Here is a 17,155-nt window from a genome sequence, read left to right as displayed (position 1 = left end):
AACCCCGTCAAGAGGTTCAGCAGGCGCCCTCGTCCTGCCAGGGGCCCCACTCCGAGGCGCTGGGCACCTCGTTCTGGGTCCACCACTTGGCCTTCCAGTTGTGGCTGTTGTAAGAGACCTCGTTGCCGGCCGTGTACACCGCCGTCGAACTCCACGCGGTCTTGCAGGAGGTGGACGGCGGGGTCGGGGTCGGGGTCGGCGTGGGGGTGGGGGTGGGCGTGCCGGTCGGCGGGGTGACCCCGGCGAACCTCACCGAGTACTTGGCGAAGTCCCAGTCGCTCTGCGCCACGCTGGAGCAGGTCCCGGACGTGGTGCCGTTGTTGTCGGCGGGGGTGCACTGCCGGTCGCGGTTCAGGGACCAGAACGTGAAGCGGTCCATGTTGTGGCTCGTGGCGTAGTCGAGAACCGTCTGGAAGTCGGCCTGGCTGAAGTACTCGCCACTGTCGCTGCGGCCGTTCATCCCGGAGAAGCCCTCGTGGGCGTAGGCGGTCGCCTGGTCCCAGCCGAAGGTGGACTGCAGGATCGCGTTGAAGTTGGTGAGCGCGCTGGTCTGCGCCGACGCGCCGCTGAAGCCGCCGTCGAACGGCATGATGGAGAAGTTGTTCGGCGTGAACCCCTGGGACTTCGCCTCCAGGAGCATCTGCTTGCCGAACCAGCCGGTCCCGTCCGCCGTGCCGGCCGTGGTGACCGAGACGTACAGGCCCGGGTTGTTCTGCTGGAGGATCTTCGCGGCGCCGATCTCGTTCTTGATCGCCGCGGTGTTCTCGTACTCCGGCTCCTCCAGGTCGAAGTCGATCGCGTGCAGCCCGTACTTGGTGATGACCTGCTGGTAGGCCGCCGCGGTGGAGGCGGCGTCCGCGCAGGTCTGGCCCAGTTTGGTGCCGCCGTAGCCGCCGATCGAGACGGAGACGTCACCGCCCTTGGCGCGGATGGTGCTGATGACCGACTGGACGGCGGTGTCCGAGGAGACCGCCGCCGTACCGCCCCAGGTGGGGGAGCAGCCGCCGCCGTTGGGGGCCAGGACGAACGCCAGCTGGAAGGCCTTGAGTCCGGTGGCGTCCATGATGGTGGCCGCGTTCGGCGGGTTGTTGTCCAGCGGCATCAGATAGGGGGCGGCCGCGTACCACCGGTTGCTCAGCGCGGTGGTCGCACCCGAGGCGTTGCTCGCGACGAGCGCGGTCGTACCGGCGGCGGCGAGGGTGACGGCGGCCGCCGCGCCCAGACATGCGCGAAGGGGTCTCACTGTGCCTCCAGGGGGCCGGGGGGAGGTGGGGGTAGTGCCCCAGCTTCCGGAGGTGTCGCGATCACGTCAATAGATTGGACTGGACCAAAGTGCACTTTGGACTAGACCATACGAATCCTTTACCTGGAGTGCCGGAGCAGTGTCGGCTGCCCGAACCGCACCTTCACGCCCGGGGACCAGAGCACGCTGACCGGCGGCCCGGCAGGTGCGGGCAGGCCCGCCGCCTCCACCAAGTCGTCCTCCAGATCGAGGAGTTCGGCCCGGTGCAGCGGCCAGGGCGGGTGCTCGGCCGGCTGGTGCAGGGTGTGCCCGTGCCAGGTGGCGTGCAGCCCCCAGCGCGCGGTCAGGAAGTGCTCAAGCGGCGACGGCTCGGCGATCGGCGGCCCGGTCCGTACGACCGTCCGGCTGCCGGTGGCCGGGCGGCCCCGTCGCCGGCAGGTGTAGGTGATCGTCTCGCCCTCGCGGCGCAGCCGCATCGAGGACCAGAGGTACGGCAGACGGAATCCGAGCCGGCCCGCCAGCGCGGGGAGCAGCCGGGCCGCGTCCAAGGACTTGAACACCACCCCGCGCCGGCCCTGCTCGTCCACCGAGTACAGCCGTACGTTCGTCTCGCAGAAGGTCCCCAGGTACGGCAGCCCGGGTCCCGGGCCCAGACCGACGTCCCGCATCAGGAAGGGGACCAGGCCGACGTAGCTGACCCCGTCCAGTGTGTCCGGCCGGGTGCCGGCGGGCAGCAGCCCCGCCACCCGCTCCGGCTCCACCGGCCAGTGCAGGAAGGTGAGTTCGTGCCAGCCCTGCACCTGGGTCGGCCGCCGCACGGGCCGTGGGGTGGAGGGGGTGATCGGCTCGGTTTCCATGGGCAGCGTCCTAGCACGTCAGTGCGAGACGTCAGTGAGGAGGGTGGCGGACCGGATGCCGCGGCTGCCGTGCGTGATCAGGACTCTCGCGCCTCTCACCCCGCCCACCTGGGTAAACTGTGGACGACACAGAGGCCTTGAGGACGAGGAGCCGGGATGCCGTCGCACAGCTCTGCCGCGGCCGGGGCCCCGGCCGAGGGCGAGGAGCACGACGGGCCGCCTCCTGTCCGGCAGGCGCTGTCGGACAGTGTGTACGAGAGCATCAAGGCGATGGTCATGGACCACGAGATCGCCCCCGGCGCCCGCGTCGGCATCGACGCGCTCTCCCGCACCCTCAAGGTCTCGCCCACCCCGGTCCGCGAGGCCCTGGCCCGGCTGGAGTCCGACGGACTGGTGGTCAAGCGCGCGCTGTCCGGATACCGGGCCACGGAGCTGTTGACCCGTCACGGCCTCGCGGAACTCTTCGAGATGCGGCTGCTGTTGGAGCCCCGGGCCGCCGCCCTGGCCGCCGCCAACGCCACCGAGGACCAACTCGACGACCTCGAACGGATCGTCGAGGAGATGCAGGCCCAGCCCAGCCCGAACGGCCGGTACGCGTCCTACCGTGACTTCGCCGCGCTCGACCAGCGCTTCCACGAGGCGATCGGACAGGCCGCGCACCGCCCGCTCCTCGTGGACGCGGTGGAACGCCTCCACGCGCACCTGCACATCTTCCGGCTCAGCAAGGTGGTCGGCGCCGGCGGCCCGACCGTCGCCGAGCACGAGCGGATCGTCCGGGCCGTACTGCGCCGCAAACCCGAGCGGGCGGCCGAGGCGATGACCGACCACCTCACCCGCAGCATGGAACGCCAGGTCGGCGAGGGCGAGGGCGAGCCGCCGGCCGCTCCCTGACCCGGATCGCCCCGCGTTTCACGAGCGCACCGGGTCTTGAGCGTGGATCAGGCGGATGATCCGGCCGCTCATCCGCTCGTAGTCACGGTCGTTGTCGAGCTCGCCGCGGACGCGGTGGTCGGTCATGACCACGATCCGGTCGGCGAGGGTGACCATCTCCGCGAGGTCGCTGCTGATCAGCAGGATGGGCAGGCCGTCGCAGGCCAGCTCCCAGATCAGCTCGTGGAAGGCATGCTTGGTGCGGACGTCCACCCCCACCGTCGGCTCGTCCACGATCAGCAGTCGGGTGTCGGCGGCGAGCCACTTGGCGAGGCTGACCTTCTGCTGGTTGCCGCCGGAGAGTTCACCGGCGTTCTGCGAGAGGCCGGTGATCCGGATGCCGAGCCGGTCCACGAGGTCCTGGGCGACCGCGCGCTCCTCGCCCGCCGGGACGAACCCGAACGCCCTGGCCAGCCTCCGCCACACCGTCACCGTGACGTTGCGGACGATCGGCTGCTCCAGGAAGACGCCTTCCTCCTTGCGGTTCTCGGTCACGTACCCGATGCCGAACTCGTGCAGCGCCTGTCGCGGCGAGCCGATCCGGGCCGGCCGGCCGTGCACCCGCACCTCCCCACCGGTGACGCGGTCCAGGCCGAGCACCGCCTTGACCAGCTCGCTCCGCCCGGCGCCGACCAGCCCGTACAGACCGAGGATCTCCCCGGGCCGTACCGCCAGGCTGATGTCCCGGTGCCCGCCGGCCGTGGCGACCGCGTCCAGCTCCAGGACCGGCGCGGCGGACCGGTCGACCGCGCGCGGGCGCATCCGAGCCGCCGCGTGGGCGCGGCCCACCATGAGGCTCACGATGTCGTCATGGGTGTGCTCGGCCAGCGGCGCGGACTCCAGCACCGACCTCCCGTCCCGCAGTACGGTGACGGTGTCGCAGACGGCGAACACCTCCTCCAGCTTGTGACTGACGAACACCACACAGGCGCCGCGTCCGGCCAGCCGCCGGACCACCTCGAACAGGTGCTCCGTCTCCTCGGGGGACAGCGAGGCGGTGGGCTCGTCCAGGAGCAGCACCCGGCTCTCGGTGTACAGGGCCTTCGCGATCTCCACCAACTGCTGCTGTGCTACGGACAGTTCACGCACCGGGCGGTCCGGGTCGAGGTCGACGCCCAGCTCGGTCAGGCAGGTGACGGCCGGTTCGGTCATGGCCGCGTAGTCCACCAGTCCGCGGCGCGCGGGCGGCTTCTGCAGGGTGATGTTCTCGGCCACCGAGAAGCCCGGGATCAGGTTGCGTTCCTGGTGGACGACGCCGATGCCGGTGCGGGTCGCCTCCAACGGCGAGCGGAGCCGCACCTGTTCGCCGCACCAGGCGAGGGTGCCGCCGTCGGGGGCGTGCACCCCGGTCAGGACCTTGATGAGGGTGGACTTGCCGGCGCCGTTCTCCCCGAGGAGCGCGTGCACACTGCCGGCGGTGAGCCGCAGCCCCACGCCGTCCAGCGCGCGGACGCCGGGGAAGACCTTGACCAGGTCGCGGCATTCGAGGAGGACCGGATTCACCGCGCACCTCCTGGCTGCGGGGACGGCGTGGTCCTCGCCAGCCGGGTCTGGTGCAGGTGCCCGCCGGCGACCGTGCCGAGCACGACCAGCCCGATCAGGAGGTTCACCCAGCTCGGGTCCAGCGAGAACTGGGCTCGTGCCGCGTCGATGAGCCGGGTCACGAAGGCCGCCAGCACCGTCCCGAACACGGCGATGGAGCCGCCGGTCAGCGCGACACCGCCGATGATCGGCGCCGCGAAGCTCGGCAGCAGCCAGTCACCGCCGACGCTGCGGTTGACGCCGGGCAGCGAGGCGGTCGCCGTCACGGCGGCCACCCCGACCAGCAGTCCGGACAGCGTGTGCGCGACCACGATCTGCCGGTCGGTGGAGATTCCGGACAGCCGGGCGGCCAGTGGATTGCCACCGGCGGCCAGCAGCCGCCGTCCGGCGACCGTGCGGTACACGAACCCGCCCAGCAGGACCGCCGCGACGATCGCCGTGACGAAGACGAGCGGGACGTTCAGCGGAGCCGCCGTGCCGAGGTCGCGCAGGGCCGGTGAGTAGCCGTCGACGGTACGGGTGCCGGTGAGCCGGTACTGGGCGCCGAGGAGGATCGTCATGGTGGCGAGCGTGACGATGAAGCCGTTGATCCGCGTGGCCACGATGACGATGCCGGTCACCAGGCCGACGGCGGTCGCCGTCAGCAGGCCCACCGGCACGGCGACCACGGCCGGCACCCCGTGATCGGCCATCAGCACCCCCGTCAGGCAGGCGGTGAAACCGCCCAGGGCGCCGACGGCGAGATTGAGCTGGCCCACGCACAGCGCCACCATCTGCGCCAGACCGATCAGGATGGGCGTGGCCAGGTACTGCAGGAAGACCCGCACCGAGGGGCCCTCGAGGAAGGAGCCCGACGACGCCACCTCCAGCGCCACCGAACCGGCCACGACCACCACCAGCAGCATGGCCGTCGTCGTACGGGAGAACCGGTGCAGCACCGCGGCCGCACGGCTTCGCCGATCGAGGATCGTGTTCATGTGGAGCGCACCACCTTGCGATAGGACACCACGGTGCGGATCCGGTCGGCCGACAGGGCGAGCAGCAGGATGCAGCCGAGGTAGATGTTCAGGCTTTCCAGGCCGACGCCGAGCAGGTCGAGCCCCTTGCGGATCACACCGACCAGCGCGGTGCCGAGCAGCGTGCCCAGGACGGACACCACCCCGCCGGTGAGCAGGGTGCCGCCGAGCACCGCGCCCAGGAAGGACGGCAGCATGAAGTCGTCGCCGATGGAGGCGCGGAACGTGCCCGTCCCGGCGGCGGCCATGAATCCGGCGAGCGCCGCGAGCAGCCCGGAGAGGGTGTGGGCCAGCAGGACCCGGCGTCCGGTGGGGATCCCGGACAACTCGGCGGCGGCCGGGTTCGCCCCGGTGAGCAGCAGTTCCCGGCCGATGCGCGTACAGCCGTACAGGAAGCCGAGACCGAGCATGGCGTAGACGGTGAACTGGGCCAGTTGCGGGACGGCCGGTGAGCCGCAGATCGGTCCGACGCAGATGTCGGCGAGGGAGTAGGACCGCAGCGCGTCGATGCCGCCCGGGCGGGTGGTGAAGGCGGCGTCCTCGGTGAGGGCCGAGTACAGCAGGGAGACCAGGCCCAGCAGGGCGAAGTCCATCGCCAGCGTGACGACGAAGGAGCTCACCCCGGTGCGGGCGATCAGCCAGCCGGTGACCGCGCCGATCGCCGCACCGGCGGCCAGGCACAGCAACAGCCCCGCCTGCATGGGGAGATGGAGCCGGTCGTAGCCGAGGCCCGCGAACATGGCCCCGAACGCCGCCATCCGCCCCACCGCGAGATTCATGTGCCCCACGGACAGGGCGACCATCTGGGCGAGCGCCACCACGGTCAGCGTGGCGACGTCACGCAGCAGCGGGAAGAGCACCAGGCGCTGGTCGAGGAAGGCCGGCCGCACCACGCCGAACAGGACGCCGAGCGCGACGACCAGGACGAGCAGGCCGAGCCGCTGGTTGACCCAGAACGGCATGCGGTGACCGGCCGTCCTCTCCTCCGCAACGGTGTCCGGTGGGCTGACGGACGTCGTCATGCCACCCTCCGGTCGTCGAGGGCGTCCCGGTCCCAGTCGATGCCGATGCCCGGCACGTCCGGGGCCACCGCCATGCCGTCCCGGATGGTCAGCTCGGTCCGGGTCACGGCCCGCAGCTGCGGGATGTACTCCACGTACCGGCCGTTGGGCACCGCGGCGGCCAGGCTGACGTGCAGCTCCATCAGGAAGTGCGGGCAGACCATCACGTTGTGGGTCTCCGCCAGGTGCGCGACCTTCAGCCACGGGGTGATGCCGCCGATCCGGGCGGCGTCCACCTGGACGACGGAGGCGGCACCGGCCTCCAGGTAACTCCGGAACTGCGCCGGCGAGTACAAGGACTCGCCGACGGCCACGGGTGTCCCGGTGGCCCGGGCGAGCCGGGCGTGCCCGCTGATGTCGTCCGCCGGGAGCGGCTCCTCCAGCCAGTAGGGCGCGTACGGTTCCAGCGCGGCCGCCAGCCGGAGCACCGAGGACGCCGTCTGGGACTGGTTGGCGTCGGTCATGATGTGCAGCGCGGGACCCACGGCCTCGCGCACGGCGCCCAGCCGCTCCGCGTCCTCGGCGGGATGCGGCCGGCCCACCTTGATCTTGACGCCCGCCCAGCCCGCCTCCTGGGCCCGCAGGGCGCTCTTCACCAGCTCCTCGGTGCTCAGATGGAGCCAGCCGCCCTCGGTGTCGTAGACCGGGACCTCCTGGCGGTGTCCGCCGGCCAGCCGCCACAGCGGCTCGCCCGCCCGCTTGCAGCGCACGTCCCACAGGGCGGTGTCCACGGCGGCGAGCGCGAGGGAGGTGATGGCTCCGGTGGTGGTCGCCCGGGTCAGCGCGAACAGCCGCTGCCACAGGGCCTCGACGTTGCGGGCGTCCTGCCCGACGAGCGCGGGCAGCAGATGGTCGCGCAGCAGGGCCAGTACGGAGCTGCCGCCGGTGCCGATCGTGTAGGTGTAGCCGGTGCCCGTGAGGCCGTCCGCCGTCTCCAGGTCGACCAGGACCGTCTCCTGTTTGACGAAGGACTGCACCGCGTCGGTACGGTCCGTCTCGACGGCGATGTCGGCCAGCCTGGCGGTCGCGGTGGTGATGAGGGTCATCGGTGTCCGTTCTCTGTCGGGGCGGTCAGCCGCACGCGAGGATCTTGTCGGCGAACTCCTGCTTGAGTTGCGCGGTCTTCGTCTGCCGGGCCTTGTCGTAGTCGGCCACGTGCGCCTTGTCGACGACGAACGAGCCGGAGTCCACCTCCACTCCGGGGTCGCGCACGGTGCACTGCTTCGTCTGGAGCAGCGCGAGCGCCCAGACGCCGATCTCGGCCTGGCCGACCGGGTTCTGCACGACGGTGGCCGTGACCGTGCCCTGCCTGATGCCGCTGAGGATCTTGGCGTCGTCGTCGATGGCGATGACCTTCGCCTTCGACCCGGACGACCTGACGGCGTCCGCGGCGGCGACGGCCGGGTTGTAGGCGGTGGCGACGATGCCCGTGATCCGGTCGCCCTTCGCCGCCATCAGGTCGGACACCGCCTTCTGCGCGGTCCCCAGGTCGGTGTCGATGTCGGTGACGGTCTGCAGGAGCCGCACCCTGCCGCCGGACTCCTTGACGGCCCGGGCGACCCCCTTGATCCGCAACTGGGTGTTGGCGTCCACGTTGTTGCCGGTCAGATGGACCAGGGTGCCCTTGCCGCCCATGGCCTCGATGGCCGCCTTCGCCGCCTTGTAGGCGGCGAGTTCGACGTTCGTGGAGAGACAGAAGTCGGCCTCGTCGGTGCCGCCCGCCGGACACGAGCCGAGGGAGGCCACCGGGAAGCCCTGCGACCTGAGGTCCGCGAAGGTCGTGTTGATGTCGGTGGGGGAGACCCCGAACACCCCGAAGGCGTTGTAGCCGCGCGCCGCGAGCGTGGACAGCAGGTTGTTCTGTTTCTGCTGGTCCCACTCGGCCGTCTCGTCGAAGGTCACGGACCCGAGGCCGTACGTCTTCTTCGCGGTGGCGCCCGCCGTCTTCCAGGGCTGGAAGTAGGGATGCGCGCCGCCGGGCACCAGGGCCACCTCGGTCCGGGAGCCGTCCGCCAACTCGGCACCGCCGCCCGTCCGTTGGGCAGTCGTGGCCCGACCGGCCGCGGGGCCGGGGGCGTTGCGGTAGGTGCAGGCCGCTGTCCCCGCGGCGAGCAGGGCCGCGGTGAGGAGGCCGGGCAGGACGGATCTGGTCGGGAAGCGCATCGCCCACCCCTGCGGAATCAGATAGGAAATCGATGCGGAGATCGTGGGTCAGGGAGGCGCATGCGTCAAGACTTGCGACAAGAGTGGATGTGACTAGGGGAGATGTGGGTGGCGCTCGCCCCGGAATCACCCTCCACGACCAGAATCCTATAGGAAATCGCTTGCGCATGTGGGGCCTGCCGTGGTCCTGAGATATCTGACGATCCCCGTGTGCAGACCTCTGGTCGCCGCCCGCCACCTTGGGCTACCGTCGGTAACACCCTGCCGTCTCGGCAGTCTCAGACCTGTCTCCCGCACCGCCCGCATCCGTACGGAAGGCACCCCCACCCATGGAGAATCCCAGAGCAGGCGCCGGCCCGATCGACGGCACCGACCAGCCGTCCCGTTTCACCCGCCGTCAGGTGCTGACGGTGGCCGGCGGCACGCTCGCCGGTATGGCCCTCAGCCAGGCAGGTGCGTTCGCCGCCGAGTCCCAGGACGCGGACGCGATCGTCGTCGGCCACGGCCTCGCCGGCCTGGTCGCCACCGCCGAACTCGCCGCCGCCGGCCGCAAGGTGCTGCTGCTCGACCAGGAACCGGAGGCCAGCCTGGGCGGCCAGGCGTTCTGGTCCTTCGGCGGCCTGTTCTTCGTCGACTCCGACGAACAGCGACTGATGGGCGTCAAGGACTCCCATGACCTCGCCTGGCAGGACTGGCTCGGCACGGCCGGCTTCGACCGGGACGTCGACGACCCCAAGGGCCAGGACTACTGGGCCTACAAGTGGGCCCAGTCGTATGTGGACTTCGCCTCCGGCGAGAAGCGCTCCTGGCTCTCGGGCCTCGGCGTGCAGTGGTTCCCGATCGTGGGCTGGGCCGAGCGCGGCGGCGGCCTCGCCGACGGCCACGGCAACTCGGTGCCCCGTTTCCACGTCACCTGGGGCACCGGTCCGGCCGTCGTGGAGCCGTTCGAGAAGAAGGTGCGCGCGGCGGTCGCCGCCGGCAAGGTGACCTTCAAGTTCCGTTACCGGGTCGACGAGTTGGTGACCACCGCGGGCGCCGTGACCGGCGTGTGGGGCGCGGTCCTGGAGCCCAGCAGCGCGGCCCGGGGCACCCCGAGCAGCCGTACCGTCGTCGGCGACTTCGAACTGCGGGCCCCGGTCGTCGTGGTCACCTCGGGCGGCATCGGCGCCAACCACGACCTCGTACGGCAGAACTGGCCGGCCCGGCTCGGCACCCCGCCCAAGTTCATGGTGACCGGGGTCCCCGCGCACGTGGACGGCCGGATGCTGGCCATCACCCAGCAGGCGGGCGGCCGGATCGTCAACCCCGACCGGATGTGGCACTACACCGAGGGCCTGCGCAACTACGCCCCGATCTGGCCCAACCACGGCATCCGCATCCTGCCCGGACCGTCCTCGATGTGGTTCGACGCGAAGGGCCGGCGCTTCAACACGCCGGACGTACCCGGCTACGACACCCTGCACACGCTGGGGTCGATCACCGCCTCCGGCTACGACTACTCCTGGTTCGTCACCACCCAGAAGATCATCGCCAAGGAGTTCGCGCTCTCCGGATCCGAGCAGAACCCCGACCTCACCAACAAGAACGTCTGGCAACTGCTGTCCCGGATCTGGCAGACCCCCGAGCCCATCGAGAAGTTCAAGAACAACGGTGTCGACTTCGTGGTCGCCGACAACCTCACCGACCTCGTCACCGGCATGAACAAGCTGACCGGCGACAACCTCATCGAACTCGCCGACCTCAAACGGCAGATCGAGGCCCGCGACCGCGAGATCGACAACCCTTACACCAAGGACGTCCAGGTCCAGGGCATCCGCAACGCCCTGAGCTACATCGGCGACTCGCTCAGCCGGACGGCGGCGATCCACCGGATTTTGGACTCCAGCGCCGGCCCGCTGATCGCCGTCCGGCTCAACATCCTCACCCGCAAGACCCTGGGCGGTCTCCAGACCGACCTCTCCGGACGCGTCCTGAACAGCGACGGCTCCCCGGTGCCCGGCCTGTACGCCGCCGGTGAGGTCGCCGGCTTCGGCGGCGGCGGGGTGCACGGATACCGCTCGCTGGAGGGCACCTTCCTCGGCGGCTGCCTCTTCTCGGGCCGCCAGGCGGGCCGGGCGGCGGCCGCGGCGACGGCGACCTGACGGAAAGCACCGGGAAAGTCCGAGTCACCCCACCCCCATCCCGCCGCGACAGTGGCACTCTTGACAGCGTGCGTACTGTTTCGCGACGTTTGAGCGACACCTCCGGACCGGCGACCCCGTCGCCGGTCGCGGACCGCAGGTGTACGGCGGGGAACAGGAGCTGTTCAGAGCAACGGCAGAACGCGGATTCCGCGTTATGGGGGGGGAGTGGTCGCCCATGCGATCCAGAGGCCAGTGCAGAGGGCCGTCCGGGAGTCGGTCCCGGAGTCATGCGCCACACACCTCGTCAACCGAAGGGCGGTTGATCTGAGGTGGACATCACGATCCACAGACCCGGCGAGCTGACCCAGTCGCTCTGCCGGGCCTGGCACCACGCGATGGACGAGTCACCGGAGTACGCCAATCCCTTTCTGGCCCCGGAGTTCACGATCGGGGTCGGCAGACACCGCGGGGGCGTCCGGGTGGCGGTCCTGCGCGACGCCGGCGAACCCGTCGGCTTCTTCCCCTTCGAGCGCAACGCCCTCGGCGTGGGCCGGGCCATCGGCCTCGGCCTCTCCGACTGCCAGGCACTGGTGCACCGGCCCGGAGTCACCTGGGACGCCCAGGAGTTGCTGAGCGCGTGCGGGATGTCCATCTTCGAGTTCGACCATCTGGTCGCCGAGCAGCGACCGTTCGCCGGTCATGTCACCGGCACCTTCGCCTCCCCGGTGATCGACGTCAAACCCGGCGACGGTGGCTACCCCGAGTGGCTGCGCGCCACCTACCCCGGCCTGGCGAAGACCACGCTGAAGAAGGAACGGCGCCTCGGCCGCGACATCGGCGACCTGCGCTTCGAGTTCGATGAGCGCGACCCTGCGGCCCTGCGCACCCTGATGCGCTGGAAGTCCGCCCAGTACCGGCGGACCGGACGCATGGACCGCTTCGCCCGCCCCTGGATCGTCGACCTCGTGGACCACCTCTTCCATGTCCGCGAGGAGCACTTCACCGGTGTGCTCTCCGTGCTCTACGCGGGCGACCGCCCGGTGGCCGCGCACTTCGGGCCGCGCTCGGGCAGCGTACTGGCCGCCTGGTTCACCGCCTACGACCCCGAACTGCACTACTACTCACCCGGGTTGATGATGCATCTGCGCACCGCCGAGGGCGCGGCGCGCGGCGGTGTGACCCTTGTCGACCTCGGGCGCGGGGACAAGGAGTACAAGGACTGGCTCAAGACCCGCGAACTGCGCGTGGGCGAGGGGTTCGTCACCCGCACCCATCCGGTGGCCGCCGCGCACCGGCTGTGGCGCCGCCCGGTCCGCGGGCTGCGCAACACCGTCCTCGCCCATCCCCGGCTGCGTGAGCCGGCGGACCGGTTGCTCAAGACGGTCGGCACGCTGCGCGCCTCGCGCCGGCCCGACGGGATCCGCCAGGAGTGAACCGCTCGTCCGGACCACGAGCCCGCCGCGCCCGCCGGGCCGCCCCGTGGTCAGGACGGCGACGGCCGGCCCCGCCCGGCCGTCGCCGGTGCGATCGATCTGTGCCCGCCATTCGCACTATGATCCTGTAAAGGTAAAAATCTAAGGGTTCGCCCTGGAAAGGCTGCCGCCCCGGCCGGAGTGATCCATGCCCCGCAAGCGCTCAATGGACGACGACGAGCTGCTGGTCAGACTCAGGTCGCTCACCGCGCAAGCACGCGAGCGGGCCGAGTACCAGCGCTCCCAGGTCGAGCTGGCCATCGCCCTGCAGCGCGGCATGCTGCCCCGGGACCTGCCCGACACCCCCCGCTTCCACCTGGCCGTCCGGTACGCGCCCGCCACCTACGGGCTCAACGTGGGCGGCGACTGGTACGACGCGTTCACCCTGCCCGACGGCCGTATCGGCCTGTCCATAGGCGACGTCCAGGGTCACAACATCGAGGCGGCCGCCTTCATGGGCCAGGTCAGGGCGGGGCTGCGGGCGCTCGCCTCGGTGACCAGCGAGCCGGGCGAACTGCTGGCCCGGACGAACGACCTGCTGGTCTCCCTGGGCAACGACCTCTTCGCCACCTGCACGTTCATGCGGCTCGACCCGGAGACCGGGGTGCTGGAGAGCGCCCGGGCCGGTCACATCCCCTTCGTCTGGGCGACCGCGGACGGAAAGTCCGGGGTCGGCGAGGACGAGGGCGGCCCGCCGCTGGGCATCGCACCGGGCTTCGAGTACCCGGTGTCCCAGTTCCGGCTCACCACCGGGGGCATGTTCGTGCTGCTCACGGACGGGGTGGTGGAAGGTCCGTCGATGAGCATCCAGGAAGGGCTCGACCAGGTGGTGCGGCTCGCCGGCATCGCCGCCGTCGCCGGCCTGGAGGCACACTCCCTGGCCGCCGCCGTGATCAAGGGCGCGGAACAGGTGGGCCACGAGGACGACGCGGCGGTCCTGGTCGTGGGCCACGACAGCGTCGACCGCACGGCCTGAAGTTCCCGTCGGACGAGGGGGGCGGGGTGACCGGCGTCGGCCCGGCAGGTGAGCCGTAGGTGGCTCCCGCCTCGCCGACCCGGCCGCCTCGGTGTCTGATGGCTGCTGTGGTGGGTATCCAGGAACCGCGCCGGCCGGCGGTCTTCGCCCTCCGGACGCTGGCCGTCGCCGCCTGCTACTACGCGGCAGGGCGGCTGGGCCTGCTGTGCCGGCTCACCGTCGAGGGCGCCGTACTCACCCCCATCTATCCGTCGACCGGAGTCGCGCTGGCCTGTCTCCTGGTCTTCGGCCTGGGCTGCTGGCCGGGCGTCACACTCGGCGCCTTCTTCCTCGTGCTGTCGCTCGGCACGCCCGGACCCGACGTCGTGGGCATCCTCCTCGGCAACACGGCCGGGCCGGTGTGCGCCTACGTGATGCTGCGCCGGGTCGGCTTCCGCACCGACCTGGGCCGGCTCCGGGACGGCCTCGCCCTGGTGTTCCTCGGGGCGCTCGCCGCCATGTTGATCAGCTCCACCGTCGACGTGGTCACGCTGATCCTCGCCGGCAAGCTCGCCGCGACCCACTTCTGGCCCATCTGGCTGGCGTGGTGGGTCGGCGACGCGATGGGCGTCCTGATCGTCACCCCGGTCCTGCTGGTGCTGCTCGGCGCCCGCTGGCCCCCGGCGTTCGCCCGCTGGCGGGAGGCCCTGGCTCTCTCGGCCGTCGCGGTCGTCCTGGTCCCCGTGGCCACGCGCAGCTCCCTGAGCGCGCTCTTCCTCGTCTACCCGTTGCTGATCTGGGCCGCGCTGCGGTTCCGGCTCGCGGGGAGCATGCTGTGCGCCCTGTTCGCGTCGGTGCTGGCCACGGTCGCCGCGACGGCCGGCACCGGCGCGTTCGCCGGGCTGTCCCGCGTCGAGGTGATGGTGAAGCTCCAGCTGTTCAACGGTTCGCTGGCCCTGACCGCGCTGCTGCTGTCGGCCGTGATCACCGAGCAGCGCAACACCCGGCTCTCCGTCGAGGAGGCCTGCCAGGAACTGGCCGAGGCCCTGGAACACCTCACCGCGCACGATCACCCGGCCGGCCGCGCCCCGCCGGAGGTCGAGGAACTCCGGCGCGCACGTGACAAACGGTGACCGGGCGGTCGCCCGGTCACCTGTGGGGGTCGCTGTCAGACGGTGCCGCTGGCCGTGATCTCGATCTTGGCCTTCGGCGCACCGCTGGAGCTGCCGTAGCCCTCGATCTTGTCGACGATCTCCGAGCCCTCGACGACCTCGCCGAAGACCACGTGCTTGCCGTCCAGCCACGGAGTCAGGACGGTGGTGACGAAGAACTGCGAGCCGTTGGTGTGCGGGCCCGCGTTGGCCATGCTCAGCAGGTACTTGCGGTCGTGCTTGAGCTGGAAGTTCTCGTCCTGGAACTTCTCGCCGTAGATGCTCTTGCCGCCGGTGCCGTCACCGCGGGTGAAGTCACCGCCCTGGAGCATGAACTGGGGGATGACCCGGTGGAACCCCGAACCGGCGTAGCCGAAGCCGTTCTGCCCGGTGGCGAGCTCACGGAAATTGCGGGCCGTCTTCGGGACCACGTCGTCGAACAGGTTGAACACGATCCGGCCGGCCGGCTCGTTGTTGATCGAGATGTCGAAATAAACGTTGTCGCTCATGCAGGCCAACCTATCGCGAACCGTCCCCCGGTCCCTTCCACGGGGGCGGACAGCCCGTGGTGTCGGACCGTCCGAGCCGCTCGGGCGCCGCCACCCCCGTGGGGCACGGCCCCCGAGCCGCTGCCGACCAGCCCCTAGTACCGCCTGCCCAGCCGCTCCAGCACCGCCCCGGCCATGGCCGCCTCGCCCTTGGCGTTGGGGTGGGCGGGAGCCGCCGGTGAGGTCGGCTGGAGGGGCTCGATCCAGCGGTCGGCGGGGGCCTTGCACATGTCGTGGCCCACGGTCGGACCGTAGGTGTCCACGTACCGGGCGCCGTTCCACGCGGCGACCAGGCGCAGCATGAGGTTCAGCCGCTTCCCGACGTCCCGGAGGTAGGGGAAGTCCTTGGCGGCGAAGGGCACCGTCGGATAGCAGCCGCTGCCGTCGTCGGGCAGCAGGTCGGGGTAGCCGACGACCAGGATCCGGGCGTGCGGGGCCCGGGCGCGGACGGCCCGCAGCACCTTGTCGACCTTGGGTGCGGTCTGCGCGATCCTGACCGTCAGCTGGTCGGTGCCGGAGGCGTTGTAGTACCGCTGGCAGGGGTTGCCCGTCAGGTCCGTGGCACCGAGCGTCGCGCAGGTGCCGATGATGGAGCTGAACCCGATGTCGTTGCCGCCGATCTGGACCGTCACCAGGTCGGTGTCCCGCCGGACGGCGTCGAGCTGAGGGCCGTTGGTGCCCTGCGCCTTCCACATCTCCGCGGTCGTCGCACCGCCGCAGCTCACGTCCTTGAACGCGCTGACGTGCCGCGCCGCCGCCACCAGCGAGGGGTAGTTGTGGTCGGAGCGGGCGCAGTTGGCGTCGACCTGCGTCGGGATGACGGGGCCCGAGGTGTAGGAGTCGCCGAGCGCCGCATAGCTGGTGCCGCGGTCGTGGCCGCCGTGGTGGTCGCCGCCGTGCGCGGCGGCCGGTGTCGTGGACGCGGCCACCAGGGCGCAGCCGCCCAGCGCCGCCGCGACGGTGGCCTTCCGCCGGTGCCGTCTCGCCGAACCGTCGGACGGGGTGCCGTACGCCATGGAGATCCCCCCTGGAACCGGGACGCGCGCGGAACCGGTCCCGACGGGCGGCCCGCACGCGTGTGTCGGGTCTGTATACCGCCCGGTAGGAGTCCGGAGCCAGAGGTCGGACGCAATCAACTGGATCGAGTAACTCGCCCTGCCCGTAAGGGCGTCCGATGCGGCCGGCGGCCGGGCGTCACCCTCCGCGATTGAAGTGGGAAACCGATCGGTTTACGATGGCCTCAGTCGTCGGAAACCGATCGGTTTCCGGGCTCTGTCCAAGTCTGGAGTGTGAGTGTCATGACCGCGATCAAGGACTCCGTCGTCCTCGTCACCGGCGGCAGCCGGGGCGTCGGAAAGGCGCTGGTGGAGGAGTTGTACGCACGCGGCGCCGGCAAGGTCTACGCCACCGCCCGCGATCCGCGTTCCGTCACCCACCCCGACGCGGTCCCGCTGGCGCTGGAGGTCACCGACCCCGACTCCGTGGCCGCGGTCGCCGAGCAGGCCCAGGACGTCACCCTCCTGGTCAACAACGCGGGGGTCGCCAGCGGCACCCGCTTCCTGACCTCCTCGCTCGACGACATCCGCCGCGAGTTCGAGATCAACTTCTACGGGCCGCTGCTGCTCACCCGCGCCTTCGTCCCGCTGATCGAGCGCAACGGCGGCGGCCACATCCTGAACGTCCACTCGGTGCTGTCCTGGTTCGCCGAGGGCGGCGCCTACAGCGCCTCCAAGGCGGCGTTCTGGTCGCAGACCAACAGCCTGCGCGTGGCGCTGAAGCCGCAGGGCATCGGCGTCACCGGCCTGCACATGGGGTATGTCGACACCGACATGGCGGCCCACATCGACGCGCCCAAGACGAGCCCGCAGGACATCGCCGCGGCGGCCCTCGACGGCGTCGAGTCGGACGCCTTCGAGGTGCTCGCCGACGACCTCACCCGCTGGGTCAAGGGCGCCCTGTCCGGCGACCCCGCCGCCATGTACGAGCGACTCGCCGCCCGGTGACGCCGGCCCCCTGACCGCCCGTCGGCCTCCCTCCGCCCGGTCGCGGAGGGGCGGTCGTCGAAAATTCCGGTGCCGAAGGGTTGTCGCCCGG

Annotated in this window: 15 protein-coding genes; 6 read left to right on the top strand and 9 right to left on the bottom strand. The window is 71.0% G+C overall.

Features of this window, described 5'->3' with window-relative positions:
* Positions 1 to 16: 16 nt before the first annotated feature.
* Together ABZ642_RS07300 and ABZ642_RS07295 are read right to left on the bottom strand one after the other, a co-directional pair.
* Entirely contained in the window at positions 17 to 1,243 is a 1,227-nt protein-coding gene (locus ABZ642_RS07300; protein ID WP_360478514.1) for a carbohydrate-binding protein, read from the bottom strand.
* Between the two features lie 119 nt (positions 1,244 to 1,362).
* Positions 1,363 to 2,100, bottom strand: coding sequence for a DUF2071 domain-containing protein (locus tag ABZ642_RS07295; protein WP_360478511.1), 738 nt, complete (start codon positions 2,098 to 2,100; stop codon positions 1,363 to 1,365).
* 156 nt (positions 2,101 to 2,256) lie between these two features.
* On the opposite strand from ABZ642_RS07295, the gene ABZ642_RS07290 reads away from it, so the two are divergent.
* Positions 2,257 to 2,991 (top strand): GntR family transcriptional regulator, encoded by a 735-nt coding sequence (locus tag ABZ642_RS07290; RefSeq protein WP_360478508.1) that lies wholly within the window; start codon positions 2,257 to 2,259, stop codon positions 2,989 to 2,991.
* 18 nt (positions 2,992 to 3,009) lie between these two features.
* On the opposite strand, the gene ABZ642_RS07285 is transcribed toward ABZ642_RS07290, so the two are convergent.
* Genes ABZ642_RS07285 through ABZ642_RS07265 form a run of 5 tightly spaced genes read right to left on the bottom strand, consistent with a single transcriptional unit; the run spans position 3,010 to position 8,812 of the window.
* Entirely contained in the window at positions 3,010 to 4,533 is a 1,524-nt protein-coding gene (locus tag ABZ642_RS07285; RefSeq protein ID WP_360478505.1) for a sugar ABC transporter ATP-binding protein, read from the bottom strand.
* Entirely contained in the window at positions 4,530 to 5,549 is a 1,020-nt protein-coding gene (locus tag ABZ642_RS07280) for an ABC transporter permease (protein ID WP_360478503.1), read from the bottom strand. The genes ABZ642_RS07285 and ABZ642_RS07280 overlap by 4 nt, the downstream gene beginning before the upstream one ends.
* On the bottom strand, positions 5,546 to 6,610 hold the full coding sequence (locus tag ABZ642_RS07275; RefSeq protein WP_360478500.1) for an ABC transporter permease: 1,065 nt from the start codon (positions 6,608 to 6,610) through the stop codon (positions 5,546 to 5,548). The genes ABZ642_RS07280 and ABZ642_RS07275 overlap by 4 nt, the downstream gene beginning before the upstream one ends.
* The gene (locus ABZ642_RS07270) at positions 6,607 to 7,695 is read right to left on the bottom strand and encodes a mandelate racemase/muconate lactonizing enzyme family protein (protein WP_360478497.1); all 1,089 of its coding nucleotides are present in this window, start codon (positions 7,693 to 7,695) and stop codon (positions 6,607 to 6,609) included. Before ABZ642_RS07270 ends, ABZ642_RS07275 begins: the two co-directional genes overlap by 4 nt.
* 25 nt (positions 7,696 to 7,720) lie before the next feature.
* On the bottom strand, positions 7,721 to 8,812 hold the full coding sequence (locus tag ABZ642_RS07265) for a substrate-binding domain-containing protein (RefSeq protein WP_360478494.1): 1,092 nt from the start codon (positions 8,810 to 8,812) through the stop codon (positions 7,721 to 7,723).
* 329 nt (positions 8,813 to 9,141) lie between these two features.
* Between ABZ642_RS07265 and ABZ642_RS07260 the strand changes: the two genes are divergently transcribed.
* From ABZ642_RS07260 to ABZ642_RS07245, 4 genes are all read left to right on the top strand, one after another.
* Entirely contained in the window at positions 9,142 to 10,953 is a 1,812-nt protein-coding gene (locus ABZ642_RS07260) for an FAD-binding dehydrogenase (protein WP_360478491.1), read from the top strand.
* A gap of 311 nt (positions 10,954 to 11,264) precedes the next feature.
* Positions 11,265 to 12,368 carry a GNAT family N-acetyltransferase gene (locus ABZ642_RS07255; protein ID WP_360478488.1) on the top strand — a complete coding sequence of 368 codons (1,104 nt, stop codon included), beginning with the start codon at positions 11,265 to 11,267 and terminating at the stop codon, positions 12,366 to 12,368.
* 187 nt (positions 12,369 to 12,555) lie between these two features.
* Complete coding sequence (locus ABZ642_RS07250; RefSeq protein WP_360478485.1) at positions 12,556 to 13,383, top strand: PP2C family protein-serine/threonine phosphatase; 828 nt, start codon at positions 12,556 to 12,558, stop codon at positions 13,381 to 13,383.
* 107 nt (positions 13,384 to 13,490) lie between these two features.
* The gene (locus tag ABZ642_RS07245; protein ID WP_360478917.1) at positions 13,491 to 14,495 is read left to right on the top strand and encodes an MASE1 domain-containing protein; all 1,005 of its coding nucleotides are present in this window, start codon (positions 13,491 to 13,493) and stop codon (positions 14,493 to 14,495) included.
* 35 nt (positions 14,496 to 14,530) lie between these two features.
* Here ABZ642_RS07245 and ABZ642_RS07240 read toward each other — a convergent pair whose 3' ends face one another.
* The gene (locus ABZ642_RS07240) at positions 14,531 to 15,022 is read right to left on the bottom strand and encodes a peptidylprolyl isomerase (protein WP_360478482.1); all 492 of its coding nucleotides are present in this window, start codon (positions 15,020 to 15,022) and stop codon (positions 14,531 to 14,533) included.
* Between the two features lie 134 nt (positions 15,023 to 15,156).
* On the bottom strand, positions 15,157 to 16,077 hold the full coding sequence (locus ABZ642_RS07235; protein ID WP_360478479.1) for an SGNH/GDSL hydrolase family protein: 921 nt from the start codon (positions 16,075 to 16,077) through the stop codon (positions 15,157 to 15,159).
* A 282-nt stretch (positions 16,078 to 16,359) separates the two neighbouring features.
* On the opposite strand from ABZ642_RS07235, the gene ABZ642_RS07230 reads away from it, so the two are divergent.
* On the top strand, positions 16,360 to 17,064 hold the full coding sequence (locus ABZ642_RS07230) for an SDR family oxidoreductase (protein ID WP_360478476.1): 705 nt from the start codon (positions 16,360 to 16,362) through the stop codon (positions 17,062 to 17,064).
* The last annotated feature ends 91 nt before the right edge of the window (positions 17,065 to 17,155 follow it).

Source organism: Streptomyces sp. NPDC007157 (genome assembly GCF_040634235.1).
In the GTDB taxonomy this organism is placed as follows: Bacteria; Actinomycetota; Actinomycetes; order Streptomycetales; family Streptomycetaceae; genus Streptomyces.
This window is presented reverse-complemented; position numbering and strand designations above follow the sequence as displayed.

Bases quoted from the DNA above. Each gene is read 5' to 3' on its own strand.
- ABZ642_RS07295 (WP_360478511.1), bottom strand. From the start codon at position 2,100: ATGGAAACCGAGCCGATCACCCCCTCCACCCCACGGCCCGTGCGGCGG.
- ABZ642_RS07290 (WP_360478508.1), top strand. From the start codon at position 2,257: ATGCCGTCGCACAGCTCTGCCGCGGCCGGGGCCCCGGCCGAGGGCGAG.
- ABZ642_RS07280 (WP_360478503.1), bottom strand. From the start codon at position 5,549: ATGAACACGATCCTCGATCGGCGAAGCCGTGCGGCCGCGGTGCTGCAC.
- ABZ642_RS07275 (WP_360478500.1), bottom strand. From the start codon at position 6,610: ATGACGACGTCCGTCAGCCCACCGGACACCGTTGCGGAGGAGAGGACG.
- ABZ642_RS07270 (WP_360478497.1), bottom strand. From the start codon at position 7,695: ATGACCCTCATCACCACCGCGACCGCCAGGCTGGCCGACATCGCCGTC.
- ABZ642_RS07265 (WP_360478494.1), bottom strand. From the start codon at position 8,812: ATGCGCTTCCCGACCAGATCCGTCCTGCCCGGCCTCCTCACCGCGGCC.
- ABZ642_RS07260 (WP_360478491.1), top strand. From the start codon at position 9,142: ATGGAGAATCCCAGAGCAGGCGCCGGCCCGATCGACGGCACCGACCAG.
- ABZ642_RS07250 (WP_360478485.1), top strand. From the start codon at position 12,556: ATGCCCCGCAAGCGCTCAATGGACGACGACGAGCTGCTGGTCAGACTC.
- ABZ642_RS07240 (WP_360478482.1), bottom strand. From the start codon at position 15,022: ATGAGCGACAACGTTTATTTCGACATCTCGATCAACAACGAGCCGGCC.
- ABZ642_RS07235 (WP_360478479.1), bottom strand. From the start codon at position 16,077: ATGGCGTACGGCACCCCGTCCGACGGTTCGGCGAGACGGCACCGGCGG.
- ABZ642_RS07230 (WP_360478476.1), top strand. From the start codon at position 16,360: ATGACCGCGATCAAGGACTCCGTCGTCCTCGTCACCGGCGGCAGCCGG.